Consider the following 12,538-nt stretch of genomic DNA (forward strand, 5'->3'; position numbering starts at 1 on the left):
GGGACTTGCGCGCGAAAACTCGCCCTCGCTGGCAGGTTTTGACGGTTTGGGGTCGTTTGATCCAACCGAGCGAGCACTCGCAAACGCACGGCGCAGCAGCCCAGCTTCGTGACCAGGCAAAACGAAAAGCAAGCGAAGCGACGCCCGAAACAACGCCCGACTCAACGACCCCTAAACGCAAAAACCTGCCAGCGAGGGCAGGTTTTTGCGCGCAAGTCATCTCTATCACTATCGGCCGCAGCAAAACTCGGTGCTCGTCGCACGACGCGCCGAATCTTCCGCGCCCGATCAAGCAGAGGCGCCGCGAAACAGCAACGACCGAAGCCGAGCGACGTTTTGTCCAACCAGAAGAAAGTCGTCGGTCACTTCCCCGTCGCGCACGTGGATGATCCGATCGCACGCTCCCGCCAAAAACTCGAGATCATGGGAGATTACGAACACGAGCCGCCCCCGAGAAGCAAGGTCGCGCACGATATCGCACACGCTGCGCATGCTGTGGCCGTCAAGCCCGCTTGTCGGTTCGTCGAAAAGCAGAACGCGCGCGGGGCTCACAGCGGCGGATGCAATGGTCACGCGCTGCTTCTGCCCGCCCGAAAGCGCCATCGGATGAACGCCTCGCAGCGACGCCATCCCCAACCGCTCAAGCACGTCGCGCACCCGTTCGTCAAGGGTCCCGTCGTCCTCGTTGCCAAGGCGCAACTCGTCCTCGACGCTTTCGGTGAACAATTGGTAATCCGCATCTTGCATGACGAAGTACATCGAGCGGGAGCGCGCCCGGCGACGAAGCATGCGCCCGTCAAGCTCTACAGTTCCGCGGCAGCGGCGCGAAAGACCGCAAAGGCAACGCGCGAGCGCGGTCTTTCCCGCCCCGTTGGGCCCGGTTATGCCGATAACCTCCGCCCGCTGCGCGCAGCGGGCGCCCGCATGCCCTCCTGCATCGAATTCCACGCCGCACAACACAGCGCGCTCGCCAAAAGACAGCCGCACGTCGCGCACGTGCAAAAGCGGCGACACGGGCACATCCGCCTGCACCCGTCGATCCGCAGATGCAGGCGCGGCGCCGTCATCGCCCGCCGCACGCCCCGCTCTGCCGTCCGCCGCTGCCGAATCAGCGCGCGCAGGCGCCACATCGTCAAGATCGAACAATCGAAGCCCACGACGCATCAGCTCGTCCCGCGAAAGGGAACGAGCCCGGGAGGGCGTCCATTGGTCCACGATCCTCCCATCCTCCATGAACACCACTCGATCGGCAAGCTCCATAAGGTAGTACAGGCGATGCTCAGACACCACGACGGTGCGCCCGCGCCTCTTCAGTTCCGCCAAAACGTCGGCCAACATGAGCGTAGCCCGAACGTCAAGATTGGCGGACGGCTCGTCAAGGACGAACAGGTTGGGCTCCATTGCGTACGTAGACGCAAGCGCCACCTTCTGCTTCTCGCCGCTTGAAAGATCGAAGATGCTCCGGTTCCTCAAATGCTCGATGGCGAAATCGGCGAAGGCACCCTCGACCTGCGATGCGATCCTGTCGGAAGGTAAGCCCAGGTTCTCGCAGCCAAACGCCACCTCGGACACCGTGTTCGTCGTAAAGAACTGCGATCGAGGATCCTGGAACACCGACCCTACCGTGGCGGCCAATTCGTACGTGGCAAGCTGGCGTACGTCCCTTCCCCCCACCAACACCTTGCCCGACAGGTTGCCCGGGAAGAAATGAGGGATCAAGCCGTTCATCAGCCGCGTAAGCGTGGTTTTTCCGCATCCGCTGCGTCCGGTGGCCAGCACGAACTCGCCTTCGCGAACCGATAGGGCAACATCGTGCAAGGCTGCGCCCTGCGCACCTTGATAGGAAAAGCTCACGTGCTCCATTTCAACGATGTTCATGAAATCATCCTGCTTTCGAAGCATGCTAGAAACGCAGCGCAACCCACCACCGCACCAAGGTACGCGAAATCCCTGAAACGCAGCCGCATCTCAAGCAGGGATCCCCTGACGCCCGGACGTTCGATACCGCGTACGCAAGCCGCGGCAGCAAGCTCCTCGGCCACCTTGACGAACCGCATCATAAGAGGAACCATAACGAACTCCATCATGGTCAAGGGAGCTTTGAGCACGTTGAGAACCGTCAAGGGAATGTTGCGTATCCTCATGGAGTCGCGCATGGCCCCCACTTCCTGCCCGATCGTGGGAAGGAAGCGAAGCGTCACGGCAAGCGTGATGGTAAGGGCGCGCGGCAGCCTGAGCCGTTCGAGCGCGTTCGCCAATTCGCTCGGGCTGACGCTTTTCGTCATCATGAAGTACACGCCGGCAAGGGGCGTGAACTTGAAGAATATGAAAACGGACATGCCCGCCGCAGCCGCAACCGCACCGGGAACGCTCGCAAGCAGAAGCGAAGCCGTCAGCAACGCGCCCGTAACGGCAATCAGCCTCGCGGCGCAGCCGTACAATCCGAAGAACAGCAGCGCGACGACCATGAACGCATCGCTGAGCAAGATTCCCCCGGTAGACCGCACCACGAACAGCAAAACACCGGCAATCGCAACGTGCACGAGCTTCACGCGCGGATCGATGTACCTGATGCAGGCGGGGCTCGCCAAGACGAAAGACTGATCCACCAAACGCTCCTATCTTCAGGATTCCGCAATCGCCCTTTTGGACGAGCGGCTACACCAAGCCGGCCTTTACGAAGTGCTTCCTCAGTATCTTGCGCCCGACAACCACTCCCGCCGCAGCGCCAACGACGCAAGCGATGACCGACGCGATTCCCAACCAGCTTTTCGCGGTACCGATCAGTTCGTTGAGGTACGTCATGTCAACGCCGGCAGCTCCGCCGGTCGCCTGCTGGATGTACCAATCGGTGAATACGTAGATAGGAGCGATGTCCCCTGCGTAGAATCCCAGCATGAGCACGACGTACGCAATCGCTATGCGCTTGAAGTCGCGATACGAGCCGGAATTGGCTATGGCCTCGGCAATCAGGCCGAATACGATCACGGTAATCAGCAGCGTCTGAGCCCCCATGAGTCCCAGGAGAACCCCCATGACCGCCGACGGAACGAGAAACGCCCCGAACGTGCGCACCTTCACCGCGACAAGCATGAAAAGCGGGCCGCTTGCGAACGCGAACACGGCCGGGTAGAACAAGTACACGACAGGGGTCACGCCGGTCACCATCATAAGAACCATGGCCAGGGCGAACATGACCGCCCCGAAAATGCCCATGAGGGCGAAGTCCTTGATTCCAAGTTTTTTCTTTTCCTGCGTCGCGCTCTCCATCGCATTCTCCTATCGTCGATACGCGGACGTGCCGCTTGTTAGTTAACTAAAACTAACAATAACGAAAGGGCCTCCTCGTTTCTCCCCGAAAACGCTTTTTCCGTACTCCGAAACGCTTGAAACGACAGGTTATTCCCGGAAGCGCCGAGCGTACTCGCCCGGTGTCATGCCGCACCTTCGCTTGAACTGGTCGCCGAAGTGGCTGATGTTGCTGTATCCCGCCATCGCGGCGGAGTCCTTGACCCGGTAACCGCGTTCAAGCAGTTCGCACGCTCGAACCATGCGCCGGTCCAGCAGGTACTGATGGACGGACGTCCCGTAACGCAACTTGAACTCGCTGCGAAGCCGTGATTCGCTCATGAGCGACAGCTTGGCCAACTCGGCAACGGAAACATGCTCGAAGCACCGCTCGTCCAACGCGCGGCGCACGCGCTCCAAAGCGTCGACCTCGGCCAACGCCGGCCTGCACGCACCGCCGTCCGATCCTGATTCGGGCACAACCTCGCTCAGAAGCGCCGAAACGATCTCGAGCACCTTCCCCTCAAGATACAGCGCCTTCAGATCATGGGAGTACGAACAGCTCAGAAGATCGTGCACGAGAGGCTCGATCGAACGCGAAGGCCGAACCTTCTTCACGCAAGAAGACGGTTCTCGACAATCGGCGACGAAGCCTCTGTCCGCAAGGCGGCGCATCACCGACCCGAATCGACCGGGATGCAGGTCTATCCCCATGCCGAACGAACGCCTGCTCGCCTCGTAGCGGTTCTCGAACGCGAATGCGCCGTTGCGGTACACGCAGCAATCGCCGCGCTCGAGTCGCACCCCGCCGCGCTCGCCCACCTTCCGCCACTCGAGCTCGCCCGAAAGACAGAAGGTGAGCGAGAACGTCTCGCGCACTGCGCGCTCAACCAAGGCGACGTCTTCGCGAAACGTCACATCGCCCACGTACACGTTTATCCCCGAGCACGGGGATAGACGCCGATAGTAACCCGACCCTAGGTCGGGGGCTAAAGGCACGACAACGTCCACCGCGCTTCGAGCAAATTGCGAAGACAGCGTCTTCGCGCGGGCGTCCGCTGCGCCGTCTTCGCGCACAAGCCCGTATTCGGTAGCGAGCACGGCCGACCGCCTCCTGCCGTGCGCTACGAGCCCGAAGCAGTCGCAGGCACGCCGCTCGACGCGCCGCCCAGCTTCCAGCCGATCGCCTTCTCGCGCATGCCCACGAAGTCGGCGTAGATGCCCCGCTGGCGAATCAGCTCGTCGTGCGTACCGCGCTGCGCAACACGTCCCCGGTCAAGCACGATGATTTGATCGGCATTGCGAACGGTCTTCAACCGGTGGGCGATCATGATAACGGTCCTGTTGCGCGTGAGCGCTTCCACCGCCCGTTGCAAGTCGCGCTCGTTCTCCGGGTCCACGTTGGCCGTAGCCTCGTCCAAGATGACAATGGGAGCGTCCTTCAAGATGGCGCGCGCAATGGAGATGCGCTGCCGCTCGCCGCCCGACACGGTAGCGCCGCCCTCCCCCAAACGCGTCTCGTACCCCTGGGGCAGCCTCTCGATGAACTCGTGGCAGCATGCTTTCCGAGCAGCCTCCTCGACCTCCGCGCGCGAAGCGTTCGGGCGACCGAACCTGATATTGTTCTCGACGGTATCGTCGAACAGGTACACGCCCTGAAACACCATCGAGAAATTGGCAAGCAGGTCGTCCACCTTCCAATCGCGCACATCGGTGCCGCCAAGCGTGATGCGCCCCTGGTCAACATCCCAGAATCGTGCGATCAACTGGGTGAGCGTGGTCTTGCCCGACCCCGACGGCCCCACGATGGCGCACGTGGTGTTCTGAGGAATGGCCAGGGAGACCCGGTCGATCACCGTACGATCGCCGTACCCGAACGAAACGTCCTGCACCTCGATGTCAAGGTTGCGCGCGCACGAGACGCCCGCGCCTTCGCTCATGGCCGGCGTGGCTATCATGTCGTTCACCTTGTCCATGCAAATGTCGATCTGGCGCAGCAGGCTGGCGAACAAGCCCGAGGCTTCCAGCTTCCCGTACACCATGAACGACGCGACGATGGCCACCAGGCACACGCCTGCATCCATGGTCCCCTGAATCCAGAACCACGCGGATGCCAGGCACATCGCCACGCTTGACGTCTTCGTTACCAGCGCCTGCAAAATGGCGAACCCCATGAAGCGCAGCTCTATCGCCACGTTCATGCGCTCGCATTCGGAGATAGCCGCGTCAAGGCGCCGCTCCGCGTCCCCCGTCAGCGAAAACGCGCGCACCACGCTCATTCCCTGAACGTATTCCAAAACAGCGCCCACGATAGCGCTCTGAGCCGCCACGCGTCGGCCGGACACGTTGCGCGCCGCGCGCTGCATCCAGGCGTTGACCAGCAGAAAAACAGCAATCGTGGCCACGACCACCAGCCCAAGGCGCCAATCGAAGAACACCAGCATCACCGCGACGATCGCCGAGAACACAAATCCCGAAATGACGTTCATGTACACCTGGCCGCCCGCGTTCTGCACGTCGTCGAGCGTGTTGGTCATGGTCGACGCGATGTCGCCCAGGCTGTTCTCGTTGAAGTAGCCCATGGGAAGGTAGCGCATGCGATCGCCGATCTGCGTACGCTTCTCGCCCGTCATGGAGAAGTTCCCCTTGCAGAAATTCCTGCTCTTGAAATGCATCGTGACGAAGCATCCGACGATGCTCCCCAGCATGATGAGCAGCGACGTCCACAGCGTGGACTCCGTCACGGCTCCGTCCGCCAACGCGAGCAGCACCACGGCAAGCGCCATCATCTGCCATGCTTCGAAGAACGAGTTGAGCACCGACCACACCATTCCGCGCTTCAGGTAGGCAACGTAGCTGCCCCCGAAGGCGAAGTACTTCTTAAACGTTGACAACATGCTGATCTCCCTTGTCCGACTCGGCAAGCGTTGCGTCTTTGGCGTCGATATGCGCGTTGTACATGCCGGCGTACAGCGCACATGATTCCATGAGCTGGGCATGCGTTCCCTCGGCCTCGATGCGCCCATCGTTTACCACCACGATTTTGTCGGCGTCGACGATAGTCGAAAGCCGGTGCGCCACAACAACGAGAGTCTTGCCCGCCACAAGCTGGCCTACCGCTTGCTCGATGACGGCTTCGTTTTCGGGATCTGTATACGCCGTCGCTTCATCGAGAATGACCACCGGCGCATCCTTGAGCATCGCACGCGCAATGGCGATGCGCTGGCGTTCGCCGCCCGACAAGTGACCGCCCGCACCGCCGACCACGGTTTCGTAGCCGTTCTCAAGGCCTTCGATGAACTCGTGGCATCCGCTCGCTTTCGCCACGGCCACCACGTCCGCATCGGTCGCGCCCGGCCGTCCCCTGCGAATGTTGTTCATGACCGTATCGTCGAACAGGTAGCTGTCCTGCTCGACAAACGAAACGCACCCGCTCAACTGGGAAGCCGTCATGTCGTTGATCCGCGCGCCGCCTATTGCAACCCGTCCTTCGCCCGCATCCCAAAAGCCCGCAATCAGGCGCGCGAGCGTCGACTTCCCCGAACCCGACGGCCCAACGAGCGCCGTCACCTGCGCCGGTTCGATAACCAGGCTCGCTCCGCGTATCACCTCTTCGCGACCGTAGGAGAACCGCACGTCGTCAAGCTCGATACGGGAGCCCTCCACACGTGCGGGCGTGTCGCGACGACGCTGTTCGGGCTGGTAGACAACCGAGGAAATCTGTTCGACCACGGTGCCGATTTGCGCAAGCGTATCGATGAAGTTCATGGCCGCGTACAAAGGCGGGAAAATGGACAGCGACAGCACCGCCAGCACGACGAACGTCGCCGGATCGAGCGTGCCCTGCATAACGAACAGGCAACCCACCGGCAGAACCGTCACCAGCGTGGCCGGCCAAATGGAAAGGCCCAGGTCTTGGAATACCTGCACGTGGCTCATCCAATCGATGAACGAGCGAGAGTAGCGGTCCACCGCCTGGGAGAACTTCTCGTACGAGCTGGCCGATTGCCCGAAAGCCTTGATCACCTCGATGCCGTTAACGTACTCGACCGATGCCGAGTTCATATCCTCCCCCGCCTTGACCGTTTTGTTGTACCACACGGCATAATCCTTCATCATGCCCAGGTATCCCACAAGCCCGACCGGCAGCGTAATCAGCGCCACAAGCGCCATGCGCCAATCGAGCACGAACATGAACACGACCACCGCCAACGGAACAAGCAGGTTCGACGTCATCTCCGGGACAAGATGGGCAAGCGTGGGCTCTATGCTGTCGGTTTTCTCCACCATGATGTTCTTGAGCTTGCCCGAAGGAGTGTCCAACACGTAGCCCAACGGCACGCGCGTCAGCTTATCGGCTATCCGACGACGAATCATCGAGATGGTAGAGAACGCCGAAACGTGCGACACCGTGGTCGAGGCGTAGTGGAACACGATATGCAGCGCATAGCCCGCGGCGGCCACGCCGCACCAGCCAAGGTAGAAGCCGAACTCGCGCACGCCGCCCAGCACGCCCACGATCATCTGGCCGGCAGCGTAGTACGGCACGATGCTACCGGCCACGCCCACTACCGCCAACACCACCGATAGCGCAAAGCGCGCTCGATTCACGCCGCCAGCCCAGTCAAGCAGCAGGGAAATCGGGTTCGACCCCTGCAGGCCGCCCTTGCGCTCGCTCGACGCCTTCGAGGCATGATGCTCGGTCGAAACCGCACCGCCCGCTGCGGCCTCGTTCCCAACGTCCATACACAGCCCCTTTCCTAAAAGTTATCTATGGTTTACTTTCAGGAGTATAACACTGTTATATGGCAACGCTACTAGAATTTGAGCCTCTTCGTTCCGTCCGATCTTCGACCCTCGCTCGTTTTGCGGGCGCCCCGGCCAGCATGCACGCCGCAGCAGAAAGCCCGCCGTCCATCCCCGCTTCCTTTCGCGCGCAGCGCACTTGTGAAGAAACGGTGAATCCCTCGCCTATTGAAAGCCGCCGCTCGACTTTTCCTAAAAGTTAGCCTAAACTAACAAATGTCAAATGAAGGTGATGCCTTTCCTGATTCCCGAAAAAGCATCGACGCTCCCTTTGACGACTTCTCCTCTTTGCTTTACCGAGCGATGGTGGTTTTCTCTCGTCTGGCCAGCCATCGCAGCGAAGCCCGCAAGGTCCCCCCTCTTGCGGGCTTTCGTCTTTTCTGGATCTGGAGCCAACCCTCTACCCAAGTTCGCGCGTCGCAATGAGCTCGACGTAGCCCGCGTGGAAAAACCGCTCGAGCGACGCGATGAAGGCATGCGCTTCGTCGCGCTTCATGCCGCCGACAAGCGGTTCGAAATAGCCCCGGAAGAACATGCTTGCCAGAATGCGCGCCGTAGCAGGCTCGATGTCCGCGATGGTCTTCCCACGTGCGCGCATCATGCGAACGTAGCGATGGGTGCTCTCCCGCTCAAGCTCGACGAACCTGTCAAGATATCCCTCCCATGCCGTACCCGCCGCTTTTGTCAGAATCAGCACGAACTCATCTTGATGATCGTACACGTAGTCCAGCATGTCATGGATCAGGACCTGCTCGAACCCCTGCATGCCTTGAAGGGTCTGGCGGTCTTCGGGCAAGGTGTAAAACTGCTCCTGCATGGTTGCGTAGCGCCGATACAGCTCGTTTCCCGCAGGTCCAACCAGCGCGTCGAACAACGCCTCTTTGCTGGAAAAGTGCCCGTAGATGGCGCCCGTGGTCACGCTCGCCGCAGCAGCGATCGAGCGAAGCGACGCCTCGGCGAACCCTTTGTCCAAAAACTCCCTCACCGCGCAGTTCAGAATACGCGCGCGAGCAGGCGGTGCGGCATGCTCCGTCGCCTTCGCCGTTGCCCGTCCATCCATCGTCACCATCGGCAGCCCGTCCCATCTTTTCACGTGGCCACCATGATAGCGCATCCGAACCGAACGCACCCGACCGGAGCCGGCTGCCGTCCACGGCGCTCCCAAGCCAGCGCCTGCTTGCCGGGCGCGCCCGAACACCGCGGCAAATCTGCGGTTTTGGCGTGATGGACGCCTGGCGCTTGGGACAACGCCGGCTTTCCTCTATCATGGTCGGGTACCGAAACGAAGGAGCATTCACTATGTGCGGAATCTGCGGGTTCACCGGGGCGAACGAGGCTGACGCGCCCATCCTGAAAGCCATGTGCAACGTCATGGCGCATCGCGGTCCCGACGGCGAGGGCCAGTACCTCGACCAGGGCATCGCGCTCGGGCATCGGCGCTTGTCCCTCATCGACCTTGCGGGAGGCAACCAGCCCATGGTGCGCGCCACCGCCGAGCATGACGCCGCCGTCACGTCCCCCGCCCTTGCAAGCGACGGATCCCCCATCGCCGGGCCCGAAGCCGCCGCGGCGAAGGGCGACTTCGCCATCGTGTTCAACGGCGAGATCTACAACTACCGCGACCTGCGCGCCGAGCTGGAATCCGAAGGCTGGACGTTCAAGACGAACTCCGACACCGAGGTGCTGCTCACCGGCTACCTCGCCTGGGGCGAAAGCGTACTCGACCGCCTGCGCGGCATGTTCGCGTTCGCCATTTGGAACCGCACGACGCGCGAGCTGTTCTGCGCGCGCGATTTCTTCGGCATCAAGCCGCTTTACTACACCGTACAAGAAGGCCGGTTCGTCTTCGCGTCCGAGATCAAATGTATCCTCGAGCATCCCGCTTACCAGCGCGAGCTCAACGAGGAGGCGCTTGAGCAGTACCTGTGCTTCCAGTTCTCGGCTCTGGACGAGACGTTCTTCAAGGGAATCTTCAAGCTTCCGCCCGCGCACTGCATGACCGTGCGCGCGGACGGCTCCATCGCCATGCGCCGCTACTGGCGGCCCACCTACGAATTCGACGAGAACCGCAGCCGCCAGGACACCGTGGACGCCATCGACGCCGCCATGCGCGAGTCGGTGCGCTACCACAACGTGGCGGACGTGGAGGTGGGATCGTTTCTGTCCTCCGGCATCGATTCCAGCTACATGGCCGCGTGCCTGGCCAAGGAAAACCCGGACATCAAAACGTTCACCGTGGGCTTCGCCGAATACGAGGGCGAGCGCGACGAGATCACCTGGGCTCGCGAGCTGGCCGACGAGCTCAAGATCGAGAACAACTCGAAGCACATCTCCGAGGAGGAATACTGGGCAAGCCTTCCGCGCGTGCAATGGCACATGGACGAGCCTTCGGCCGATCCGAGCGCCGTGGCGCTCTACTTCGTCGATCAAGAGGCCGCTAAAAAGGTGAAGGCCGTGCTGTCGGGCGAAGGAGCCGACGAGTTCTTCGGCGGGTACCGCATCTACCAGACCCCGTTCGCCAACGCGAAGCTGTCCTGGGCGCCGAAGGGCCTGCTGCGCGGCGCGTCGAAAGCTGCACGGGCGCTGGGCGTCCGCGGCGCGAACTACCTGGAGCGCGCAAGCGAGACCGTCGAGGACTGGTACTACACCAACGCGAACGGTGTGGCCTTCAGCCCCGAGGAGCGCGAGCGCCTTCTGCGCCGGCCCGTGCAAGCGTGCTCGCCGCAGAAGCTGACCGCCCCGGTGTACGCCGAGGTCGAAAACCTTGACGAGACTACGCGTATGCAATACGTTGACCTGCACTTTTGGCTGGTAGGCGACATCTTGCTGAAAACGGACAAGATGTCGATGGCGCATTCGCTGGAAAGCCGCGTGCCCTTCCTGGACACGCAGGTGTTCGACGTATCGCGCACCATTCCCACGCGCCTGAAAGCAAACGGCGAGCAAACGAAGCTCACGCTGCGCGAAGCGTCCGAGCGCGCCATCCCGAAGGACTGGGCGCAGAAGGAGAAGCTGGGCTTTCCCGTGCCCGTGGTGAACTGGCTGCGCCAGGAGCGCTACTACAACCAGATCAAGGAATGGTTCACCGGCGAGCTTGCAAGCACGTTCTTCAACACCGACGAACTGGTGAAGCTGCTCGACGAGCACAAGGCCGGAGCCGACCGCTCCCGCAAGATCTGGATCGTCTACATGTTCCTCATGTGGTACAAGATCTACTTCGTGGATCGGAGCATCCCGGACAAGCCCGCCGCCTAGCGAGTCGAAAAAACGTAAGACCCGCCGAGCACAGCCGGCGGGCCTTACGTTTTACACCAGCTTGGACGCATCGACGGCCACCAGATGGCCGTGCTCGTCCTCGAACACGCACAGGCCGCCATCGCGGCTTTCGTACAGACGGCGAAACCGCGCGAACGCATCGTGCCGCGCAGCGGGATCGACCGCCCGGTGCGCCTTTCCCTCGTCGGCAGCGCGCGCCGCGGGCGAGGGCTTCTTGTTCTCGAACATGCTGCACCGCCTTGCGACTGAAAGGTTCCCGTACTTCCTTAGTAGATAACGCGCCAGAACACGAGGCCCTGAGCAGGGGCGTTCTCCCCCGCCGCACGCCGATCGCACGCCGCTAGAACCTCGCCCACCCAATCGGCATCGCGCTGGCCGCGCCCCACGGTTACCAGCGTGCCCACGATCGTGCGCACCATGGAATGGAGGAACGCGTTTCCCACCACCTTGATGGTGATGATGTTCTCGCCCATGAACGTTTCGGGATGAAACGAGATTTCGCGAACATTGCGATGCGTCTGCTTGTCCACCGCGGAAGCCGCCATGCAGAAGCTCTTGAAGTCGTGCTCCCCCAGCAAATGACGAGCGCCCGCCTCCATGGCGGACATGTCCAACCCGCCGGGCACGAACCACGAGAAATCCTTCATGAAGATGGGGGCCGTGCTGTCCACGCACAGATGGTAATGGTACTCGCGCGCTCGCGCGTCGAAGCGAGCCGAGAACCCAGGCTTTTTGGGCTCTACCTCGCGCACGGTGATGCCGTCGTGCGTAAGCGCGTTCAGCGACCGGCGCAGCGAGAAGAGCGACCGCCCGTTCAAATCCTCGTCGCTCACGTCGAAGCTCACCACCTGGCCCAGCGCGTGCACGCCCGAGTCGGTGCGCCCCGCACAGGTGGTTTCCACGTCGCGCCTGAACAGCAGGCACAACGCCTCCTCCAGATTGCCCTGCACCGTCAGCTTGCCCGGCTGGCGGGCAAACCCGCAAAACGGCGCGCCGTTGTACGACAGCGTCAGCGCCAGCGTATGGTCGAGCTGGGGCTTCACGAACGCACCGGGCACACCGCAGGTCTCTGAAGAACAAGATTGTTGGAAAGAAGTAGTCGTATTCATAGCACCCATCATAAACGAAGGCGGCCGCGCGACCAAGCGCAACCGCCCTCCCTTGCCAA

At 61.8% G+C, this 12,538-nt stretch carries 10 protein-coding genes; 1 reads left to right on the plus strand and 9 read right to left on the minus strand.

Going from position 1 to position 12,538, the window contains the following annotated elements:
- Positions 1-288: 288 nt before the first annotated feature.
- The 7 genes from ACTQZK_RS02055 to ACTQZK_RS02085 form a co-directional block, all read right to left on the minus strand.
- Positions 289-1,878 carry an ABC transporter ATP-binding protein gene (locus ACTQZK_RS02055; protein ID WP_441898236.1) on the minus strand — a complete coding sequence of 530 codons (1,590 nt, stop codon included), beginning with the start codon at positions 1,876-1,878 and terminating at the stop codon, positions 289-291.
- A complete protein-coding gene (locus tag ACTQZK_RS02060) occupies positions 1,875-2,609 on the minus strand; it encodes an energy-coupling factor transporter transmembrane component T (RefSeq protein WP_441898238.1) in 735 nt (244 codons plus the stop codon). Before ACTQZK_RS02060 ends, ACTQZK_RS02055 begins: the two co-directional genes overlap by 4 nt.
- 49 nt (positions 2,610-2,658) lie before the next feature.
- On the minus strand, positions 2,659-3,270 hold the full coding sequence (locus ACTQZK_RS02065) for an MptD family putative ECF transporter S component (protein WP_114566811.1): 612 nt from the start codon (positions 3,268-3,270) through the stop codon (positions 2,659-2,661).
- A 129-nt stretch (positions 3,271-3,399) separates the two neighbouring features.
- Positions 3,400-4,389: a helix-turn-helix domain-containing protein gene (locus ACTQZK_RS02070; protein ID WP_441898240.1), complete on the minus strand. Its 990-nt coding sequence runs from the start codon at positions 4,387-4,389 to the stop codon at positions 3,400-3,402.
- Positions 4,390-4,412: 23 nt separating this feature from the next.
- Positions 4,413-6,185, minus strand: a complete 1,773-nt coding sequence (locus ACTQZK_RS02075) for an ABC transporter ATP-binding protein (protein WP_216528878.1) — start codon at positions 6,183-6,185, stop codon at positions 4,413-4,415.
- Complete coding sequence (locus ACTQZK_RS02080) at positions 6,169-8,034, minus strand: ABC transporter ATP-binding protein (protein WP_114566808.1); 1,866 nt, start codon at positions 8,032-8,034, stop codon at positions 6,169-6,171. The genes ACTQZK_RS02075 and ACTQZK_RS02080 overlap by 17 nt, the downstream gene beginning before the upstream one ends.
- Before the next feature lie 460 nt (positions 8,035-8,494).
- Positions 8,495-9,187 (minus strand): TetR/AcrR family transcriptional regulator, encoded by a 693-nt coding sequence (locus tag ACTQZK_RS02085; protein ID WP_305072021.1) that lies wholly within the window; start codon positions 9,185-9,187, stop codon positions 8,495-8,497.
- Positions 9,188-9,393: 206 nt separating this feature from the next.
- Here ACTQZK_RS02085 and asnB point away from each other — a divergent pair, with 206 nt between their 5' ends.
- Positions 9,394-11,349, plus strand: a complete 1,956-nt coding sequence (asnB, locus tag ACTQZK_RS02090) for an asparagine synthase (glutamine-hydrolyzing) (protein WP_216528879.1) — start codon at positions 9,394-9,396, stop codon at positions 11,347-11,349.
- 51 nt (positions 11,350-11,400) lie between these two features.
- Here the strand turns inward: asnB and ACTQZK_RS02095 are convergent, their stop codons facing one another.
- The gene (locus tag ACTQZK_RS02095; protein WP_216528880.1) at positions 11,401-11,598 is read right to left on the minus strand and encodes a hypothetical protein; all 198 of its coding nucleotides are present in this window, start codon (positions 11,596-11,598) and stop codon (positions 11,401-11,403) included.
- 38 nt (positions 11,599-11,636) lie between these two features.
- Positions 11,637-12,428, minus strand: coding sequence for a tRNA pseudouridine(38-40) synthase TruA (gene truA, locus ACTQZK_RS02100; RefSeq protein ID WP_441898244.1), 792 nt, complete (start codon positions 12,426-12,428; stop codon positions 11,637-11,639).
- Between the last annotated feature and the right edge of the window lie 110 nt (positions 12,429-12,538).

This window comes from Paraeggerthella sp. LCP19S3_G8 (assembly GCF_052119225.1).
GTDB lineage: Bacteria > Actinomycetota > Coriobacteriia > Coriobacteriales > Eggerthellaceae > Paraeggerthella > Paraeggerthella hominis.

Excerpts from the sequence above, each read along its gene's own strand:
- ACTQZK_RS02055 (WP_441898236.1), bottom strand. The coding sequence starts at position 1,878 with ATGAACATCGTTGAAATGGAGCACGTGAGCTTTTCCTATCAAGGTGCG.
- ACTQZK_RS02065 (WP_114566811.1), bottom strand. The coding sequence starts at position 3,270 with ATGGAGAGCGCGACGCAGGAAAAGAAAAAACTTGGAATCAAGGACTTC.
- ACTQZK_RS02075 (WP_216528878.1), bottom strand. The coding sequence starts at position 6,185 with ATGTTGTCAACGTTTAAGAAGTACTTCGCCTTCGGGGGCAGCTACGTT.
- ACTQZK_RS02080 (WP_114566808.1), bottom strand. The coding sequence starts at position 8,034 with ATGGACGTTGGGAACGAGGCCGCAGCGGGCGGTGCGGTTTCGACCGAG.
- asnB (WP_216528879.1), top strand. The coding sequence starts at position 9,394 with ATGTGCGGAATCTGCGGGTTCACCGGGGCGAACGAGGCTGACGCGCCC.
- ACTQZK_RS02095 (WP_216528880.1), bottom strand. The coding sequence starts at position 11,598 with ATGTTCGAGAACAAGAAGCCCTCGCCCGCGGCGCGCGCTGCCGACGAG.